This is a genomic window from Moorena sp., from assembly GCF_982860115.1.
Window position 1 is genome coordinate 1 of sequence record NZ_CEYLVT010000137.1, and the last position, 19,947, is coordinate 19,947.

Here is a 19,947-nt window from a genome sequence, read left to right on the forward strand (position 1 = left end):
ATTACCAATTACCAATTACCAATTACCAATTACCAATTACCAATTACCAATTACCCTCAATCATTGCATGAATTAGCAACGCCCTCCCTCAAGCCTATCGTCTTGGCTTTATGAAGTTATAGAGATTGCCATAGTTGAACATCGGAGGTGGCCTCAGGGAAAGGCAAGCAGGAGATTGACTGATCTGTTAGGTTAATACCCCGTGGAAGTGTTAAAATCAACCATCATCTGTCTTTTTACTAACCTATTCCTATGAGGCGGTTAAGACAACTCTTCCAAAAACTTAAATATGCAGGCAAAGATGAGAATTTTTTATACGGACTAAATCTGTTCGAGGGTTTTGTTTCCAAAGTTCTCTCTTTGGTGATGGTGGTGGTAATCTTGGTGGCACTTACTAGCCTAGTTATTTCACTATTTAAAGAAATAACTAATCCAGAAGCAATAGTTTTGAGCAAAACACTTTTCAAAATTTTTGGACTGTTTCTAAATATTCTAATTGCACTAGAAATTTTAGAGAATATAACCGCTTATCTAAGAAAACATGTTATTCAACTTGAGTTAGTTGTTGTTACGTCTTTAATTGCCGTTGCCCGTAAAATCATTATTCTTGACCTGAAAACAACTTCTGGAAGCCAGGTAATTGGATTAGCAATTGCCATTATATCTTTATCAATTAGTTACTGGATTATCCGCAGTACTAACACAAGAAAACTTCATTAATGAATAAAATTGAGAAGACTATGACTAATTTTTTCCAATTTGAAACGGATTTTGTGGATTCTTTACGGTGCATTCCTATGCAAGTGCGGATGAAATTAGATACTTGCGGCATCAAACTTAAACTGAGCCACTGGCATCAGTTTAATCAACACGAGCGTCAGCAACTGGTAGAGATACCCTGCACTACGACCGAGTCAATCCAAAAGTATGGAGACTATGTTCAACACCTAGTTATAAACTATACAGGAAAACCGGCTTCTAATTTACCTGTTGACCCCCAAGCTCCCTGGATGAATTCTCAGGTAATTCCATCTACCGTGGCGGAAAAAGCTATGGAATTGGGAGTCGTAGTAACTACTCAACAGTGGGCAGCACTAACTCCTATCCAACGTTTTGCCCTGATTAAACTGACGCGCCCTAGTCATGAAAACAAAAACTTTTTACCAGCACTAAAGGAATTCCAATTAGTTTTTGTTAACCGTTAACCTACCCCACAAGGGATCCCTCGGGCGAACACCCTTCAAGAAACTCAGACCAAGTCAAATATGCCCATTAAATCTGGATTAGCTTAACTGCTAGAAGTACCTACCTGATCTACCACGACCTGATCCTGACAAGACTGGTTTTGGGGTTTCTGTATTAGCTCTCGCATTTGATCAAGATTATCTAAGGCTGACTTAAGCTGGCTTTGACGTAATTCTGATGATAGGTTAGAGTGGCTAACTAGGTTTTCTAGAATAGCTTGAATAGTGTTGAGCAGGATACACAGTTGATAATCTTGACTGGTGCTCAAGTTACTTTTGGGATAGTTGAAATCCTGACACTGTTGGGAATGATTTAATCCTTGACCCTCTATCGGTTTAGACAAAATCACTGTTAGTTTTCTGTTTTGGTCTGTGTTTTGGTCTGTGTTGGGTGGCTCTGATTTATGATTAAACCTATCTCCTGATAAAGCGATCGCATTTTCTGCCACCTTCGCAAACTCCTCATCAGGGGGAATGGCTTTGTGGGATTTGTTAACGGATTCTTTGGCTGGGTCTAATTGCTCAACGGTTTGCTGCAATGTCTCCACAATCCCATACATTTCCATTGGGTCAAACACTCGCAGCAGGGTGGTTTGGGTGACAATACCGATTCCTTTACCCCAATTCCAAGATACCACCAATCGCCGCACACGACGCTTTTGCATTTCCTGATGAGCTGTCCATAGAGAATCCTCAGGACTCAGCAGAAATAGAGGTGTACTCATCACATCCTGAGCCTGGACTTTAGACAAATTCAGCTTGAGAGACTGAAATTGGACAATATCCCGCTCTGTGACAATTCCCACTGGCAGACAGCTATCCTCTCCATGGTCGGAGGTAATCACCACACAACTAACTCGGTGCTTATTCATGAGTCGGGCTAAACTCAATACTGAGACAGTTGGAAGGGCATTAACCACCTGGGGGGTCATCACTTCTGCTACCCGCCGCAACTTGAGCAGATTGGCTGGTCGCAATACCTGGCGAATTCGCTCTGGTGAGACAACACCCACTAGCTGAGCGTGATCATCCACAATTGGTAAGTGGCGAATCCGATACCGACGAAATATGAATAAGGCGGCAAAGATATCCTGACACGAAGTTTGAGGAAAGGTAATTACCGGCTGTGCCATCACCTCAGCTACTGTTACCTCTTCAAAGTTAATTCCATTAGCTGTGAGCCGGACAATATCCCGCTCAGTAAAGATTCCCAGCAACTTGTCTGAGTGCATTACCAAAACGCAGCTAGACCTTGGCTCACGAATGCTGAGCTGGTCTGATGGTGAGTGGAAATTGGGCAATGAACAACTTTTGCCTCCCTGCTGACTCATCAAAGCAATTACGTCGATTAGGAGGGTATCAGGAGCAACGATCAAAGGCTGATGATCTATTGCCTCTTCTAGGGTTGGGGCGCAGATAAGTCGATCGTTGAGTTGCATAATTGATTTGATACGTGAACTTCCGTGACCTACGACCGCCGCCAACCGCTACACACTATGGCGCTGGTGTATTTACTGAGCCTGGGTTTTTTTAGAGGGATGTTACGGACAAATCCCGCAAATCCAAAAATAATATGCACATCACTTGTATAAAGGTATATAATAAATAGATGTTACAGCAAAATCATCTTTAACCCTTATATGACATAGCTTTTGGCTTTCAGAGGTGGCAAGAAAGCCTGGGACTTTAACCATTTGGGCTTAGGGGCAAATAATTAGGCATTGCTGACCTAGCTTGGCAATTGTCCGATGGCATTGTCCGATCAAGTTCCCTGGCTTATCTAACGTTCTGTTTCAGGTGTTCTAACTACTTTACCAGTTTGGAGCTTACTGATTTACTTACTGATTTAAGTTCCCTTGACTGGGGTTTTGAGGCAAACTAGACACCCTAGGGGTTCTACCGTATAGCCGGTCTAAAACCCGCTTAACCGAGATCCGTTTCCACTGCTGACCACGCTTGGTTGTATAGCCATGCTGATTGAGCCAGTTAGCGATTTGTTGTAATGACTTGCCCGATTTATGGTGACGGCGAATTAACTCAATTACATGCTGTTCTTGGGGATCATCCACCAACTCACCATTTAGGGCGCGTTGACCGAAGGCGGGTGAACCATAACCTGCATAGCCACCCATAGTTGCCTTCGCTTGTCTACCTTGGTTTAGCCTTTCGATCAGGCTATCCCATTCCAATTCCTCAGCAGCCATAATTTAATGCATCAAGCAACTTCATATAACCATGGTAAACCAAACTCTAGCCTTAGCCATCCTGGTTATTACAGCTATTCAAACCGATTAACCGCCCTTCTTTATTAAAGGAAGATAAAAGGGGTAACCATCTTGACTGTTATTGACTTTTTCCCCTTTACCGTTGACTATAAATTTGTGGTAGTTTAAAAAAATTTAAAGAATATATCATGAGTACAGTGCCTTACATCAAAGACGATAAATTTGATGAACTTTTAACCTCTGAAGTTCCAGTCGTCGTTGATTTTACAGCCCCTTGGTGTGGTCCATGTCGTAAAGTTGGTCCTTTAATGGATAAACTTTCTGAAGAGTACAAAGATCGGGTTAAGGTCGTAAAAATCGATATCGATGCCGACAAAGCTACTGCAAAAAAATACAGTATACGCAGTATTCCTGCTGTGCTGATTTTTAAGGGCGGTGAAGTGGTAGAAACTATTGTAGGAGTTGCTGACTATGAAAAATTTACTGCCGCACTTGAACAGCAACTTTAGGTTTAATTAAAAACATAAAAATTTAAAAAACTTTCTGAATTCTGAGTTTAAGTCTGACTTATTTCCTTCAAGCCATGACATGTAAATGAGGAGAATCGGCAATGCAGACAACTCAATCAGTCCGATGTCCCAACTGTGGGAATATGGCCCAACGTCACTACTTAATCGGTTCTGAAGTATCACATTATGCTTGTGCTGGAGACCAGGTCACCAAAACTGAATGCTCAGTTTGTGACTATTTAATGGTCATATGTTCTGTGAGCGGTAATGTGATTGAAGCTTACGCACCAGGTAGACAAGTTATGGCTAATTCGGGCAAATTTACTGAAGTAGTGAACAGAGAAAGTCTTGCTCCTATAGAAGTAGGGATGAATCGCCATCCCAGGTTAGTGGCTAGTAGGACATATCAATTAACTACTGTAGGATAAAACAAGTAAGCTATCAGCTAATAGCTGATAGCTTACGGCAAAAGGGGACTGGGCTCTATCTTTTTTATTTGATTTCAAGAATAGACAGTTGAAAGACACAATAGCTTATCGAGAATACTGCTGAATTGTGGCTTGAGCTCTGGCATAGGTGGAGGTACCTTCAGGAATCTGTTTCAAATAATCCAAAGCCTTAGTGTAGTTCTTTAAAACAGCTTGGTTATAAGCCATCTTTGAGAGATACTTAGCTCTAATTTCTTGCTTAGCGGTATAGTCAACAATTTTTGACTGAGCCTTAGGATAGGCATCGGTATCTTTAGGAATTTTTTTCAAATATACCAATGCATTGGTAAAGTCTTTCTGAGCAGCTCGATTGTAAGCCTGCTGAAGAAGGTAGTTGGCTTTGATGTTTCGCTTTTGAGTGTACTCCGGAATTTTTTGTTGAATTGTAGCGTAGGCTTTTGTTCCCTTTGGGATTTGTTTAAATGTGTTGAGTGCGCCGGTAAAGTCTCTCTCGATAGCCTGCTTGTAAGCCTGCTCTAGTAACTGGTAAGCTTCCTTCTCAAGATTAGCTTGAGATTGGCTGACCATAGGTTGTATTTGCTGTTGCCAGAAGACAATATTAGGAATCTGACTAGCTTGCTCAACTACCTCTACCCATTTCTGTTGCTCAAAGGCGGTTTTGATCACAGGGAATAGGGCTTTGGCATCTTGCCAATCTTTTTTCCACTGAGCGATCGCACTTTGAGCATCTTGATAGTTTTCACTATCTTCGGGAATTGATTTTACCAGCTTCAGCGCTGCGTCTAAATCCCCTTGCTGGTACTTTTCCTCAGCCTGTGCTAGCTTAGTTTCTGCCTGGTTGCCACCCGATGAGAACAAGAAGCCTCCAGCTACTACTAACAAGGCTACAGATGCGGAAACTCCCATGGCGGTGAGATTAAGTCCACTAGACCTTCTGGTAGGAATAGTAGGTACAGAGGGATAATAAATTTCTTCTGGTTCTTCTATTTCCTCTGTTTCTTCTGTTGGAAGAGTCTCTGGTTCAATTGGCTCACCCAGAGTATCGTCAGTTTTTTGTTTGTAGGGGTTTGGGGATGTTGGTGGTGCTGAAGACATTGGTAAGTTTATAGATGGTTTAGAACTAGTTAAGGCATGGAGTGCCTCCAAAACCTGATCAGCAGACTGGTAACGGTCTTTGAAGTAATAGCGCACCATCTGCTGAATAATGGCAGCGAAATCTTTAGTGACTGTGGCGTAGTCCTGCCAAAGGGCTTCTCCGGTTAATGGGTCTTCTTCTAGGTGTAAGGGTTTGAATCCTGTGAGTGCCTCAATGGCAATCATCCCTACAGCATATAGGTCACTACAGGGACGAGGTTTACCGAGAACTTGCTCTGTTGGTATATACCCGAATGCGCCCAAAGCCGCTATGGCACTAAATTGAACACCAACTAATGGTGTCCGCACTTGCTTAATACCGCTAAAGTCAGTTAAAACTAATTTGCTATCGTCTGATCGTCTGATCAGATTGTCTGGCTTGATATCACCATGAATCACCCCTTGGCGATGGACAAATGCCAAAATCTCTAAAACCTCTTGTAGGAGATTGATTACCCTGCTTTCACTCCAGGGTTGATTGAGTTCCTCACTCAGGGGTTGTCCAGGGATGAAATCTTGAACTATGTAGAAGCTATGGTCAATTTCTAGGCAATCTAAAATTTTGGCAACTTGGTCATGCTGACAGATAATCTCCAAAATTTTAGTTTCACGATGAAATATATCTTGTGCAGCTTGCCAGGAGTCAGGGTCATCAGTAACAGGACGGAATTGTCTAACAATACATTCGGGATTTTTGGGTCGGTAAGTGTCTAGCGCAATACAAGTTTGACCCCAGCTCACACGGTTAAGGATTTCAATAACTTGATAACGTCCATTGATTAACTGTTCTGGTCCTGCTCCTGGGCTAAACGCTAATCTAGACATACGCTTTTTACTAACCGCTTACGTTGATGTTTGCTGTAAAAGTGTTGATAGTGCTTCCATCCCAAGGAGAGCAATAGGCCGAAGGTGGCTAAGAATGGAACAATGGAAGAATAAAGTATCTCTGATCTCCCTTATGGGAGCTATTTTCTCTATCTCCCCGTCAGACTAGATACTATTGAGCAGATTAAACATCCCTAGGGGGGGACAGAGAGTAGAGACGGTAGAATTTGCCAAGAGTTTCAGATCAGCCATCACGAATGCCTCAGATCCGTTAGAGACTCCTCAAGAAAAGTCACACTTAATGTATTCTTCAGCTATCAGCTGCTCGATCCGGATGGTCAGAAACAAGCTCTATGCAAAGGGATGATGGCATAATCGATTAATAGGATAATGGGATAATGGGGTGATATGTAGTATTCTTTTTTCGATTTCATATTACTGTTGGCGTTTTTGCCTTTATGCTGGAGAAGGGGCGATAGTAAGATAGGCATGACCATTCATCAAAAACAATCAATCCAAATTGCTGTTGTTGGAGACATTCATCAACTGTGGGAAGCGGAAGATGCTATAGCTCTTGAGCAGTTGGGTGTGGATCTGGTCTTATTTGTCGGGGATTTCGGCAATGAGGCGGTGGATATAGTCCAGATGATTGCTGCTATTGACCTACCCAAGGCGGTGATTATGGGAAACCATGATGCTTGGTATACTGCCTCGGAATGGGGAAGGAAAAAGTCTCCTTATGACCATGAAGTAGAAGATAGGGTACAGCAACAGTTGGATCTACTGGGTTCAACCCATGTGGGTTATGGTTACCTTGACTTCCCAGATTTAAATCTTTCTGTAGTTGGCGCTCGCCCTTACAGTTGGGGCGGACAGAGTTGGCGCAATAAGAAGTTTTACAGGGAACAGTATGGGATTAATAGCTTTTCTGAATCAGTGGACCGCATTGTAGCAGCAGTGCGTAGTACGGCTTACGAAACGGTAATCTTGATCGGTCATAATGGTCCGACGGGACTAGGTGAGCAAGCAGAAGCTCCCTGTGGGAAAGACTGGTATCCTGCTGGTGGTGATCATGGGGACCCGGATTTGGAAGATGCGATCGCAAAAACCTATTCCTTGGGTAAAAACATTCCCTTAGTCACCTTTGGTCATATGCACCACATCCTAAAGCACACCAAAGACCGACTACGAACCAGGATTGTTACTAGTACCGAAGGGACTGTATACTTAAATGCAGCTAGTGTGCCTCGAATTATCGAAACCGATACAGACCGATTGCGGAATTTTTCGATAGTGTCTCTCAAAGGCGGTATAGTGGATCAAGTATCCCTGGTCTGGGTGGGTAAGGATTACTCGGTGGTATCTGAAGAATTGCTTTATGAGGCTTCTGAAGCGTTGCTGGTATAAAACTTAGTTGTATAACTTTTTTATATAACTTTGTAGAGATAGTCGCCATCCGAGCCCACGGATTGTTAATATAGATTTGCCGGGAGAGGTGGCAGAGTGGTCGATTGCACTCGACTTGAAATCGAGCGAGCCGAAAGGCTCCGGGAGTTCGAATCTCCCCCTCTCCGTTTTGAATTTGTTTACAGAAAAAAGTTGAGGGTTGACGGTCAACCCTCAACTTTTTTCTGTTGATGGAAAGGGCTAGTAGGGAAGGTAGGTTCACGTAGGTTCAGTTGGTAGGCACTGCCCACCCTACGATTCATGACAATGGTGCCAGATCTCAGTTTATGTAGGTTTAGTTTGCTCCATTGCCAAGAAATCCCATTACTAGGCTGTCTGGAGCCAGGAAATGACTCAAATGATAAGCCCGTTCTTCAGTCTTGAGCAAGATTTTCTCATAGAGATAGCGGGTGGCTCGATCGCCCAGGCTTTCTGCTTGAGCCGCTTGACTGCGTACTAACTGAATGATTGACTGCTCAGCTGCTAAGTCATGCTCTACCATCTGGCGAGAGTTGTAAACTCCATCAGATTCAGGAGTGAAGCAGCACAATTCAGCTAATTTGGCAAAACTAGTAGCTGGAATTCCTCCTAGTCCATTCAAACGCTCTCCTAAGTCATGGACATGCTCTTGAGCATCGTCGTAGCTTTCTTCAAAGAACTTATGTAAGGAGTAAAACTCTGCTCCTTCCACAACAAAGTGGTGCTTTTGATATTGCAGGTACAACCCTTGAAAGCTGGCTAAAGCTATGTTTAATCCTTCACAAACTGGGGTGGTAACGTTTTTTTCCAGCAAAATTGGATTGTCAGCAATGTCACCAAAGGAGCGTAGTAGACCCTGAGTTGTAGACATAATAGTGTTCTCCTATCGTTTTCATTAAGTGCGGCTTATTGCCAGGCTTTTATGTAGGCTAACACAGATCATCTTATTTAACCTAGACTCCCAAACGTCGCTAACAACACAATTTTTAACTTCTTCAGAACCTCTATTGACGATTATTTGTGATAGATTAGTTGAGATAGATTTTCGATTAGCCACGACTCTGTGAACGAGATTTGTCTTGGTAAAATCTGCTTAAATCCAGCACAATATAAATATTCAGTGCATAAGGATGGCAATTTTTAAGGTTGATTAAAGAAAAACAGTTTTCCTAGAGGTAAATAACTATGTCTAAGTTGAAAGAGCCAGTCTCAGAGTTCAGTGTAGTAGGACAGTTATTAGACTTTGTCATTAAAGATGGCTATAAAATCAAGTATTTAAGAATTACTGTTTCAAATATCGAATATTGGATTAAGTTATATAAACCTCTGAGAAAGAGCTTGGATCCAGCGATTATCCCTGGGGCGTGGATTGAGGTGAGTGGCACCAGCAAACTAAAGCGCAAAACTCGAAAACTTATACTGAAAGCCTATGAGGTGAGCCTTGCTGCTCACCCCCACCAGCAGCCAACAACTGTTTTGGTTCCCAAAACTCCCAGCCGCAAAGCGAGTATTTTAGTTTGTCAGAAATCCAGTTGCCGGAAACGGGGAGGTAAAGCGGTCTGTAATGCGATCGCATCGAGTTTAAAGGACCATGGTTTAGAAGACCAAGTCAAGATTAAAGAAACTGGCTGCCTCAAACAGTGCAAACATGGCCCTAACCTAGTGATGATGCCAGACAAAGCTCGCTACAGCGAAGTGGCTCCCCAGCAAATTCCCACCCTGATCGAACGACACTTTGTCTGACTTCTGCACAAACTGATGCAGACACTGACTGCTAACCCACTACAGTTGGGCGACCGGGGAGTGTCAAATTTTTCGATAAATATCTTCTGAGTCAGCGTTCAAGTAAGGACGCCGCAATTCAATCCCAAACTGGGAGAACTGTTGTTGTATAGAGTTGATCCGACCTTCTGGAGAATCGTTACCGTTTTGCCAAACTTCTAGTAAGCCATTAGCAACCATTTGCCAACGGTTCATGCCGAAACTTTCTTCAGCCGTAAATTTATGGACTGGTTCCTCTGATAGAGCCAGTCCTGGTGCTAGCTGCTTGGTAAATAGAGGTACTTCCATCTCAAAATGGGATTGGTGTTGAGCATAAACACTCTCAAGGATGGGATGGACTGTCTCATAATTGCTCTTCTCAAAGCAGAGAACCCCTGAATCGTAGCGGTCGTAGTTAGCGGGGTCATCTACCACCTTAAAGGAAAAGGGAATGGTAATTTCATTAAGTTGTTCGGTGATCGCTCTGATGAGAGCAACTGCACCTTCGGGACTGAGATTAAAATAGACGTTCACTATCTGGTAGTCACGATCTCGAATGTTCTGATTGACTGGACCAGCATTCCCAACCGCGACATAGAATCCGTGTTCAACTAGATTAGGAGGCATTCGGATAGCGACTAAGGTACCGACAGTAGCAGATTGAGCTCCTGGTGGTAAGTAATACTTAGGTCTGATGTGTAAGGTCAGACCATTCTTGTGTACAGCCAACTTGCCATCACTCTCCTCCCTGATTACCAACCAACCTGGTTCAAAGTAACCAGTCCCAGTATTACTTTCGTACAGCTGCTGGTAAAACTCCAAGTTCAGCCCCATCAAAGTATTGTTTTCTACATTTGGGTGAAGCAGTAAATCAGTTGAATTGGCTTGAGCTGATTCTGTGGCTTTATCGAAACCGTTATCATAGATGTCGTACAGAAAACTGAGCAGTTGCAGGCTCAGATACTTATTCTGGATCTCCACAGGTAGTTGCTGAACCCGGTCTAGCATCTCAGCTGAAAGTTCCAGGGGTTTGTAATCTGGATGACTAATACAGAAGTTAGGTTGAATCTGAAGGTTGCTAACGATATCTTCTAGAATATCTAGCTCTCGCGCAACAGCAGAATCAGGATAAGAATCAGGTAGTTGATTTCGCAGAGAATTTAGTAATGGCATGATCAACGAGTTGGCACTCAAAATACTCAGACCAATTGTCCTGTCGGCCTGCAACAAATTGTTCTTTTTACTAATGATCCGAAAACAATATGTTGCATCCAATTACAGAAAGGGGATTAGGCGGGAATCGGGCTAAGACCAGTTAATTCAGAGGCTGTTGTCCCAAAAACAATGGGGATAGAATCGTCCGGATTGCATAACAAACGTTTAGCCACCTGAACCATACAGACTCCTGTGTTACCAAAGATTTTCCGGTACTCAATCCTTGTCTGAATTTTTTCAATCAAGATAAAACCAGTAAATTGTATAACTCGTCTCAAAAAATCAGCACTACGCTGAAGTATTTCTGGAAAGTAATTAAAATAAGCGTTAGTGAGAGCAACAAGGCTTGGTTGAATTACCTCAAGGGGAATTTTAGCTAAGCGTAAAGCAGTTTGAACATCAATACTTCTGTTAACCGTTAAGCTACTTAGCCAAATGCTTAGGTAGTTAGCAATAATCGTAGCTAAATCAAATGCTGGATCTGACCAAGTGAACCTCTCCCAATCAATCAGTCGCAGAATATTCGTACCTTCAGACTGGTGGTTTGAGAGGGTTTGCTCCCACTCAAGCTGGACTAAAACGTTGCTCAGCTTTAGGTCATTGTGGGTCAAACAGCAAGGCTGCCAAGCTCTGTTAAGTTCTGCGATCGCTTGCCCTATGCTCTCATGGCGCTGATAAAGTTTAAAAAATTCAATCCCATCTGCACAAAAGATGGCAAAAATTTCTGGTCCAATTCCTTCTAGCCCATGAAGCAAGTTAGGGTCTTGGTCAAGGAACTCTTTTCCAGTAGAAGCAAAGAAGTCTTTATATTCCTGACGGTCTAGAGTGGTGCGATGGATTGTAGCAATACTAGCTCCGAGCTGGGCTGCGATCGCAGTGGGAAAAACCTCCTTTTGATCATAAAAATCTGTTAAGTCGCAATAGTCATTGAGATAGTTAAAAACAATAATAGAGCAACTGGGATCAAAATGAATTGGCTCTGATATTAGGGGACGAATTGCTCTCAGTTCAGGAAACTTTTGTAAAAACTTCTGAATTCGCCATTCGTTATGCAACTCACCTAAGGTGTTTCCTTCTCGATTATGAGGCTCTTGCTTAACCAAAAGATTGCGACCATTGGAAAAACTGACTAGCAAATTAAAGTTTTTACAGGATATTGGTTTAATCTGGATTTTATCTTGATCGCTTTGCTTACAAAAACCCTGTTCAACTAGATACTGAAAAACGTTTTGATAGCTTAATAAAAATGTCATTAGAATTATTATTATTACCAGATTTAGTATCCGGCAATAGTTGAGGCTATTGCTTAGAAAACACTGATAAAATCAAACCATGATTATCAGTTATTTTATGGAATTTTGGGAGTCAATACTTACGCAGTAAATCTACCTATAGGGTGTGTTATTACACCCTAATAGTTATCGAGTTTGGTGCCCAGTTTTGCGTAAGTTGTGGGAGAAAAATGTCCCCAACATCTGACTCCTAAAATCCCTATCTCCCAGTAATGAACAGGACTTTATCCCTTTACTCAGGAAAACTGAAATCTATATGGCCTAATGCACTGGTCTACAACTGTATGGTAAGAAACCACAGGGATGTGGAAAGCAAAAGCCCCCTTTGCTGGGTTTGAACTTGCTGGGTTTGAAACGGCTGGATTTGGAGCGGCTGGGTTTGAACCGGCTGGATTTAAAACCCTTGCTACTTTTACTGCCAAAGAAAAAGCCACCCTTGTTTTTTTTGCCGCCGCCTTCTATACCCTTGAGTTCATCTTCGGTTAGATCGTTCATGAACTCATGGAATCCTTCAGACTCCGAAAACAGAGCTGAACCAGCAGGAGGCAGATCAGAAATTGAGAAGTTACTCATGTTACAATCTCCAATAGTAGACAATTGGGGAAAATAAGCACTTCTATTAATTAGCTAATATGTTGCCTGCGACTACCTTTTGTTAATAGGTACTAGTTAATGGGGTATGGAGAATACTAATCCAACTACCAATGACCAATTACCAATGATCAATTACCAATGATCAATTACCAATTAAGCATCTATAGCATTATTTTCGCTAATTTATATTACATGCAAATTTTCCGGTGAATTCAGATCAATTCCGGTTAATCAAATCCAAAATAGTCCTTGGATTTTTGGGTTACTGTAATGGATGATGGGTAATCTTAAACTACGAATTCCCAATGACGAATTCCCAATTTTAAATTCCCACCATCAGGGGTCTTTATGATTAGTTAACCGGACTTGATCTGATCTGTGTTTTTCGTAACTTGTACTTTAGCTAGATAAATTATGGTGATGTCGCCACTTTGGCGCTAATTTACAAAAATTCATCAAGATTCACCCTTTGGTAATTGGTAATTAATAGTTGGTAATTAGTAATTGGAATTACTGCCTCGACTTTACCCATTACCACAAAAAACAACGACAACTATAGCAAAGGAAACACCGGATTATCTGAACAACAGGTAACAGCAGATCATCGGAAGAGAGCATAGGGAAGTGGGACTAGTGAAGTTTAGCCCATGAGTGGACTGCCGTGATGATGCACCAAATACCAAGAGCCAGCCATAAGCTCAAACATATTGGTTGCTATGGATTCTGCCTCAATCCTTCTACCCTTGCTAACTTGCAACACTTTTTCTAGCACTACAACGTAGGCAAGAGTGTCCCTGACTTCAGTAGCAATAATCTCTGGTTCAATTTCCAGGTATTGGGTATTCTTGAATATCGCTTCCCAAGATGAGCTAATCTCCCGCCAACCTTTGATTACATCACGTCCGGGGTGAATACAAAGACTACCAGTTCCTTGAGACCAGACCTTACTCATGGCTTCAATGTCCTTTTTCTCAAAAGCTCGATAAAACGCTGTGTTGGCGGCTAATACGTCTGTGCGATCGCTACTCATAGTTTTTTGTTGAGTTTCACAATTGTGAATATATTTAATTATATATAGTTAAATATAATTGATCCCATGTAAGCAGTCAGTGGTCAGCCGTCAGCCGTCAGCCGTCAGTGGTCAGTGGTCAGTGGTCAGCTGATTTTATTCAAAAGCTGTTCGCGTAGCGCTTAAGCTGAAAGCTAATAACTGATAACTGATAACTGACAGCTGATAGCTGATAGCTGACCGCTGATAGCTGACGGATTGCGCTCTTGGAGCCGTATCATAAATATGGGTGAGATTATCTTAATGGTGGCATGGAAACAATTTGGGAACTCGATTTTTACTCCCGCCCAATTTTGGACGAAAATCAGAAGAAACTTTGGGAAGTCTTAATTTGCGAGAGTCCTTTGGACATCAACCTCTCACCTGAGACACTGTTTCAATACGCTAGTTGGTGTCCCAACCAGCAGGTGAATTCAATTTGGTTGGGGCAGGCTTTGGCAGATGCGATCGCAAAAGCTCAACAGCCACCAACCAAGATTCGCTTCTTTCGGCGTCAGATGAACAATATGATTACCAAAGCCTGTAATGAGCTGAATATTCCAGCTCAACCCAGCCGTCGCACCTATGCTTTGGAGCGATGGTTAAAACAAAGGATAGAGGACTTTTATCCCAATCAACCAGGCTATGACCCCGCAGCCGCTGCTTCCTCATTTGTCCGTTATCAATCCCCCATCCCTAAACCATTACCCGATGCTTTGCAGGGACAAAAGTGGGCAGTTGTAAGTCTACAAGCTGCTGCCTTTGAGGAAATGAACGAGTGGGAGATTGACTTTGGTGAAGCCTTCCCGGTCTCGATCATGGACATTGCCCCAGAAACGCCCATTCCCGGTGTGATTATATTTTCCCAACGAGCCAAACCCCTAGCAGCATGGATGTCAGGTTTGGAGCTATCCTTTGTCAGACTTGACACTACCGATGATAAGCCAAAGTTGTTACTAGAAACTGGTGCCAATGATAGCTGGATTCTCGCTAACTTGACCAAATCCCAAATTCTGGCAGAGGCAAAAGGGTTTGAAGAAGCAAAGCAGAACGCTAATTTCGTCCATTTTCTGGCCGTACAATCGAGTCCAACTTCAGAACAGTTTGCCGGATTTTGGCTATGCCGGGAGTTATAGCACAAGGCAATAGGCAACAGGCAACAGGCAACAGGCAAAAATAAATTGTGAGAATTTTTGTTATCGACTCCCTACTCCCGATTCCCTACTCCCTACTCCCTTTGCAATATGAGTGCTGAAACTATACCCCAAGAGCTGCAAGCTGAACAACTGTTAGACTTAGCAGCTAAATCAGGAGCGACTAGTGCAGAGGTTTATCAGTCGCGGACGCTTTCTCGTCCTGTGTTTTTTGAAGCTAATCGGCTCAAACAAATCGAAAGTAGTCAATCGGAAGGGACAGCGCTACGGTTATGGCGAGATGGACGTCCAGGATTAGCAGTTGGCTATGGAGCAGTGGCAGCCCAAGATTTAGTAGACCGGGCAATGGCCATGACTGCACTCAATGAACCGGAATCCATAGAACTGGCTGATGGTCCTAGCGCTAACTATTCCGACTCACCAGAAACTATACCGATAGAAGACCTAGTAGCTATCGGCTCGGATGCGATCGCATTAATTCGCGATGCCTACCCAGAAGTATTGTGTAGCGCTGAGTCGGAATGGGAGTCAGAAACCACTAGCCTAATTAACTCCGAAGGATTACATTGCTCTTACACTGACACAACCCTCAGTTATTTCCTTGGGGTTGAATGGGTCAGGGGTGAAGACTTTTTAAGTGTCGGTGATAGTACAGAAATTCGATTAAGCCCATCTTCAACCAAGGAAAGCCTAAACACTAACAAAGTCCTAGAGCAAATCTTACAACGCCTCAACTGGGCAACGGAAAATGTCTCTACTCCCAGTGGTCGTGTGCCAATTTTGTTGACCTCTAAAGCAGCGGATTTGCTATGGGGCACTGTGGAAGCAGCCTTAAATGGAAAACGGGTACTTGAAAAAGCCACCCCCTGGAGTGATAGTCTAGGTCAGGTGGTGACCTCAAAAAACCTGACCCTGTTTCAACAACCCAATCCTGAATTTCCCTACACTTGCCCCTTTGATGATGAAGGCACCCCTACCCAATCCCTCGTATTTATCAGTGAAGGGCAATTGCAACAGTTTTTTTGCGATCGCACTACCGGTCGCTTGCTGGGAACTGGCACAACAGGCAATGGATTTCGCCCCAGCCTAGGCAGCTACCCAACCCCTGATCTAGTCAACTTACTGATTAAACCAGGCCAAGGGTCACTCAATGACTTAATTGGGCAATTAGACGAAGGATTAGTCATAGACCAGATTCTTGGGGGTAGTGCTGGCATCTCTGGTGACTTTTCCGTCAATGTTGAGTTAGGCTATCGGGTGCAACAAGGAAAAATTATTGGTCGAGTCAAAGACACCATGGTAGCTGGGAATGTCTACAACACCCTTAAGCAGTTAGTGCTACTTGGTGATGATGCTGACTGGCAGGATAGCATCTACACACCTTCTCTAATTGTGGAAGGACTATCGGTAACCTCTAGTAATTAGTCGGTCAGTTGTAACTACAGAAATTATCCTGGTATCGACAAAGTACCTAGGAATAATCACTAATGAAAATTAACTCATGATCAATCAATGATCAATCCCATTACCCAATGGCTGATCCCCAAAAGAAGTCTTGCCCTTGCCGAAGCCTGTCTGATTGGATTGGTCTCAGGACTCTCAGCAGTATTACTCAAATACAGTATTGGCTGGTTAGGGAGTTGGCGGCTTCAAGCATCTGCGATCCTACCCCCTAGCTTTGCCCTACCCGCTTTTGGACTCTGCTTAGGATTACTCTGCGGATTCCTGATTGAGTTTATAGCATCAGAGGCAACAGGTAGTGGCGTACCTCAGATCAAAGGTGCCCTTGCTCGGTTTCCTATCGCGATGAATTTACGGGTAGCTGCGGTCAAGTTGGTCAGCACTATCCTATCTCTGGCGGCGGGAATGACCATGGGACGGCAAGGCCCAACCGTTCATATTGGGTCAGCTTTGGCAGCTCAATTGACTCGCTGGGTACCCACCTCTCCTGATCACCGACGTCAAATGATTGCCGCTGGGGCTGGGGCTGGATTAGCCGCTGGGTTTAATGCTCCCCTGGCTAGTGTAGCCTTTATATTTGAGGAACTGTTACCAGATTTATCTAGTATAACCCTGGGTAGTGCTATTCTAGCATCCTTTATTGGTGCCGTGGTTTCCCGGCTATTGGGTGGAGGAACCCTAGACCTTAATCGGGAACTAAGCAACTTTTCCAGCACCTTTGACGCTCGTGAGATTCCCTTCTATTTGTTGTTGGGGGTGTTAGCTGGATTGCTAGCAGCTTTGTTTAATCAGGGAATTCTGGCCAGTCTGAATTTTTACGACCGCCTTAAGCTCAGCTTGCCATTGCGGATTGGTATAGCTGGGATGCTTAGTGGGTGTATTGTAGCACTGCTACCGAAGCAGTTCCATAACAACAGTGGTTTGCGGGAGTTGTTGCTCAGTGGTGATGTCGGCTGGAAATTTACCTGTCTTGCTTTTGTAGTCTACTTCTTACTGACCATAATTGCCTATGGTTCTGGAGCACCAGGGGGGTTGTTTCATCCCTCCCTAGTATTGGGTTCCGCATTAGGCTATTTAGTCGGGATCGGTGAGTATCACCTGCTCGGATTAGGTTATCCGATTACCTACGCCTTGGCAGGGATGGGAGCATTTTTTAGTGCGGTTTCCAAGGTACCAATCACAGCCATTGTGATTGTGTTTGAGATGACAACGGACTTTAATTTAGTCCTACCGTTAATGATCACCTGTGTGGTTTCCTACCTAGTTGCCGATCAATTAGCCAAAGGGTCTCTCTATCAACGTTTGTTGGAGAGGAAAGGCTACAGCTTGCCTCAAGTAAAGGTGGATAAAAGTACCTTAGTTGGTTTGAAAGCATCTGACATCATGCAGCGCCGGGTAGAAACCCTAGGGAGTCAGATGACTTTAGATCAAGCTATTCAGACCTTTAGTAACTCTAGTCATCGGGGCTTTCCAGTAGTTGAACAGGGTAAATTGGTGGGGATAATTACTCAGGAAGATATTGCCAAGAACCGAGACCGACTGCCAGGGAATATCCATATAAAAGAGGTGATGACTCTACAACCGATAACAGTTAGACACAATGACACCTTAAGCCACGTTCTATACATTCTTAATCGTTATCAACTTAATCGCTTACCTGTTCTAGAAAGCAGAAAGTTAGTTGGAATCATTACCTTTAGTGATATTATTCGTGCCGAAGCTAACCAACTTAGTGGGGAAAAAGAGCAGCTAGGACCAAGTCCTGATCCCTCCTATGGTGTGTATTATACTCGCGCTCCAGCTACCGGCAGTGGACGGATGTTGGTTCCCTTAGCTAATCCCCAATCAGCACCAGTATTGTTGGAAATAGCTACTGCTATTGGCCGCGATCGCGACTATGAACTTGAGTGTTTGCAGGTAATACCTATCTCCCGCAGCACTAGTCCTGCTCAGACAGCAGTTGATACTACTAAAAGTCGCAGATTGCTAAGGCAAGCGGAAAGGCTAGGGCGACGGTGGGAAATGCCAGTTCACACCCAAATCCGCATATCCCACGATACCGCTCAAGCAATTCTAGAAACTATTAAACAACGACATATTAATCTGATTTTGATGGGATGGAAAGGAGCACCATCTAATAGTCCTAATCAGATTTTTGGTAATATTATTGATACCTTAATTCGACAAGCTCCCTGTGATTTAGTCTTGCTGAAATTACCCCAAGGTAAGGAAGTAGTAGAAGATGTTAAATCTGCTAAGTACGGTTCACTAGCTAAGACCTGGAAGCGTTGGTTAATCCCCATTGCTGGTGGACCGAATTCTAGCCGTGCCCTACAATTAATTCCGATACTAGCAACCCTTGCTAAAGCAGAGCAAATCGTAGTAACTCAGGTTTTTAACCCTCAAGCTGGGGAACCTGTAATGACTAGCTTGGAAAAAGCTACCTATTTCCTTCGCCAACAACTCAAAGGTATTAGTAATGTGGTATCAATTCCAATCCGTTCCTATTCTGTTTCTGATGCCTTGATTCGTTTAGCCAAGGCTCAAAAGTATGATGTAGTCGTGATCGGAGCTAGTCGAGAGGGATTATTGGAGCAGGCGATCCATGGCAATATTCCAGAAGCGATCGCACGGGGTGTAGATAGTACTGTGATTTTAGTTAGGGAAGCGCTTCATTAACTAGGGAATCGGGAATCGGGAGTCGGGAATCGGGAGTCGGGAGCACAGCTGATGGCTGACAGCTGACGGCTTAATGCTTACCGACAGTTGTTAAGATCAAACTCATCATTCCGACAACAATTGAGGTAATCTCATGTCACTTGCCAAACCCTCATTTAAAAAACTTATTCTCCCTCATCCGGCCAAAGACACCCTGCCCACCATGTATGATTTACCCAGTGAAGAGCCGGAGGAGCCGGGTTTGCCTGACGAATTTCATCTTTGGCAACCACAACTGTGTAGTGAGACATTTCGCCCTCCCAATTATGAGAGCGAAAGAGTGTTTGTCGCCAGTGACTTAAATTTATATTATGACCCGAAGCATACCGCTTGGTACAAACGACCGGATTGGTTTGCCGTAGTAGGTATTTCCCGATTCTACCAGGAACGAGAGCTCAGAATGAGTTATGTGATCTGGCAAGAAGAAGTCAGACCAATTGTGGCCATAGAATTGCTTTCTTTCAGTACCAAAGATCAAGACCTCGGTTACAGTGAACGAACGGGAGAAGCACCGACCAAATGGGAAGTGTACGAGCGAATTTTAGCCATTCCCTACTATGTTACCTTTGATAGACTCAGCAATGAATTGCGAATTTTTAAGTTAGAAGGTGGTAGCTATCAACTCCAAACCATAGACAATTCTAAATTTTGGATGCCTGAGTTGCAATTGGGTTTAGGTCTATGGCGTGGGGGATATCGGAAATTAAATCGGTTGTGGCTACGTTGGTATGATCAACAGGGAAATTGGATTCCCACTAACGCAGAACGAGCTGAACTTGAACACCAACGAGCTGAAATTGAACGTCAACAGAAAGAACTGGCTCAACAACAAGCCCAACAGGAAAGTCAACGAGCTGAACTTGAACGCCAACAGAAAGAACTAGCTCAACAAC

General features: G+C 43.4%; 17 protein-coding genes, 1 tRNA gene and 1 pseudogene. 12 read left to right on the forward strand and 7 right to left on the reverse strand.

The genetic code is table 11. The features are described 5' to 3' along the window. Positions 1-252 precede the first annotated feature (252 nt). Together AC4II3_RS21155 and AC4II3_RS21160 are read left to right on the forward strand one after the other, a co-directional pair. Entirely contained in the window at positions 253-720 is a 468-nt protein-coding gene (locus AC4II3_RS21155; RefSeq protein ID WP_488012921.1) for a phosphate-starvation-inducible PsiE family protein, read from the forward strand. A 20-nt stretch (positions 721-740) separates the two neighbouring features. Continuing rightward, a complete protein-coding gene (locus tag AC4II3_RS21160; RefSeq protein ID WP_488012923.1) occupies positions 741-1,205 on the forward strand; it encodes a nitrate reductase associated protein in 465 nt (154 codons plus the stop codon). 551 nt (positions 1,206-1,756) lie between these two features. Here AC4II3_RS21160 and AC4II3_RS21165 read toward each other — a convergent pair. Both AC4II3_RS21165 and AC4II3_RS21170 read right to left on the reverse strand, forming a co-directional pair. After that, positions 1,757-2,683: pseudogene (locus AC4II3_RS21165) on the reverse strand (CBS domain-containing protein); the annotation flags it as partial. 399 nt (positions 2,684-3,082) lie between these two features. Further along, positions 3,083-3,448: a recombinase family protein gene (locus AC4II3_RS21170; protein ID WP_488029457.1), complete on the reverse strand. Its 366-nt coding sequence runs from the start codon at positions 3,446-3,448 to the stop codon at positions 3,083-3,085. Positions 3,449-3,657: 209 nt separating this feature from the next. Here AC4II3_RS21170 and trxA point away from each other — a divergent pair, with 209 nt between their 5' ends. Beyond that, positions 3,658-3,978, forward strand: coding sequence for a thioredoxin (gene trxA, locus AC4II3_RS21175; RefSeq protein ID WP_488012927.1), 321 nt, complete (start codon positions 3,658-3,660; stop codon positions 3,976-3,978). A 101-nt stretch (positions 3,979-4,079) separates the two neighbouring features. Next, the gene (locus AC4II3_RS21180; RefSeq protein ID WP_488012929.1) at positions 4,080-4,406 is read left to right on the forward strand and encodes a hypothetical protein; all 327 of its coding nucleotides are present in this window, start codon (positions 4,080-4,082) and stop codon (positions 4,404-4,406) included. Between the two features lie 105 nt (positions 4,407-4,511). On the opposite strand, the gene AC4II3_RS21185 is transcribed toward AC4II3_RS21180, so the two are convergent. Then, the gene (locus AC4II3_RS21185; protein WP_488012931.1) at positions 4,512-6,386 is read right to left on the reverse strand and encodes a protein kinase domain-containing protein; all 1,875 of its coding nucleotides are present in this window, start codon (positions 6,384-6,386) and stop codon (positions 4,512-4,514) included. A gap of 489 nt (positions 6,387-6,875) precedes the next feature. On the opposite strand from AC4II3_RS21185, the gene AC4II3_RS21190 reads away from it, so the two are divergent. Both AC4II3_RS21190 and AC4II3_RS21195 read left to right on the forward strand, forming a co-directional pair. Next, complete coding sequence (locus tag AC4II3_RS21190) at positions 6,876-7,793, forward strand: TIGR04168 family protein (RefSeq protein ID WP_488012933.1); 918 nt, start codon at positions 6,876-6,878, stop codon at positions 7,791-7,793. A gap of 82 nt (positions 7,794-7,875) precedes the next feature. Next, positions 7,876-7,960: transfer RNA gene (locus AC4II3_RS21195), tRNA-Ser, on the forward strand. Between the two features lie 167 nt (positions 7,961-8,127). On the opposite strand, the gene dpsA is transcribed toward AC4II3_RS21195, so the two are convergent. Then, positions 8,128-8,682, reverse strand: coding sequence for a DNA starvation/stress protection protein DpsA (gene dpsA / locus AC4II3_RS21200; protein WP_488012935.1), 555 nt, complete (start codon positions 8,680-8,682; stop codon positions 8,128-8,130). Positions 8,683-8,996: 314 nt separating this feature from the next. Here dpsA and AC4II3_RS21205 point away from each other — a divergent pair, with 314 nt between their 5' ends. After that, a complete protein-coding gene (locus AC4II3_RS21205; protein WP_488012937.1) occupies positions 8,997-9,554 on the forward strand; it encodes a (2Fe-2S) ferredoxin domain-containing protein in 558 nt (185 codons plus the stop codon). Between the two features lie 63 nt (positions 9,555-9,617). Here AC4II3_RS21205 and AC4II3_RS21210 read toward each other — a convergent pair whose 3' ends face one another. Then, on the reverse strand, positions 9,618-10,745 hold the full coding sequence (locus AC4II3_RS21210) for a T3SS effector HopA1 family protein (protein ID WP_488012939.1): 1,128 nt from the start codon (positions 10,743-10,745) through the stop codon (positions 9,618-9,620). A 116-nt stretch (positions 10,746-10,861) separates the two neighbouring features. Then, positions 10,862-12,040, reverse strand: coding sequence for a phosphotransferase family protein (locus tag AC4II3_RS21215; protein ID WP_488012941.1), 1,179 nt, complete (start codon positions 12,038-12,040; stop codon positions 10,862-10,864). A 342-nt stretch (positions 12,041-12,382) separates the two neighbouring features. Here AC4II3_RS21215 and AC4II3_RS21220 point away from each other — a divergent pair, with 342 nt between their 5' ends. After that, positions 12,383-12,565 (forward strand): hypothetical protein, encoded by a 183-nt coding sequence (locus AC4II3_RS21220; RefSeq protein ID WP_488012943.1) that lies wholly within the window; start codon positions 12,383-12,385, stop codon positions 12,563-12,565. A 748-nt stretch (positions 12,566-13,313) separates the two neighbouring features. Here AC4II3_RS21220 and AC4II3_RS21225 read toward each other — a convergent pair. Then, positions 13,314-13,703 (reverse strand): nuclear transport factor 2 family protein, encoded by a 390-nt coding sequence (locus tag AC4II3_RS21225; RefSeq protein WP_070390658.1) that lies wholly within the window; start codon positions 13,701-13,703, stop codon positions 13,314-13,316. Positions 13,704-13,993: 290 nt separating this feature from the next. Between AC4II3_RS21225 and AC4II3_RS21230 the strand changes: the two genes are divergently transcribed. The 4 genes from AC4II3_RS21230 to AC4II3_RS21245 form a co-directional block, all read left to right on the forward strand. Further along, positions 13,994-14,857: a Tab2 family RNA-binding protein gene (locus AC4II3_RS21230; protein WP_488014263.1), complete on the forward strand. Its 864-nt coding sequence runs from the start codon at positions 13,994-13,996 to the stop codon at positions 14,855-14,857. Positions 14,858-14,965: 108 nt separating this feature from the next. Beyond that, positions 14,966-16,300 (forward strand): TldD/PmbA family protein, encoded by a 1,335-nt coding sequence (locus AC4II3_RS21235; RefSeq protein WP_488014271.1) that lies wholly within the window; start codon positions 14,966-14,968, stop codon positions 16,298-16,300. Between the two features lie 87 nt (positions 16,301-16,387). Next, positions 16,388-19,015, forward strand: a complete 2,628-nt coding sequence (locus AC4II3_RS21240; protein ID WP_488014265.1) for a chloride channel protein — start codon at positions 16,388-16,390, stop codon at positions 19,013-19,015. A gap of 133 nt (positions 19,016-19,148) precedes the next feature. Then, on the forward strand, positions 19,149-19,947 hold a 799-nt coding region (locus tag AC4II3_RS21245), incomplete at its 3' end, for a Uma2 family endonuclease (protein WP_490722882.1).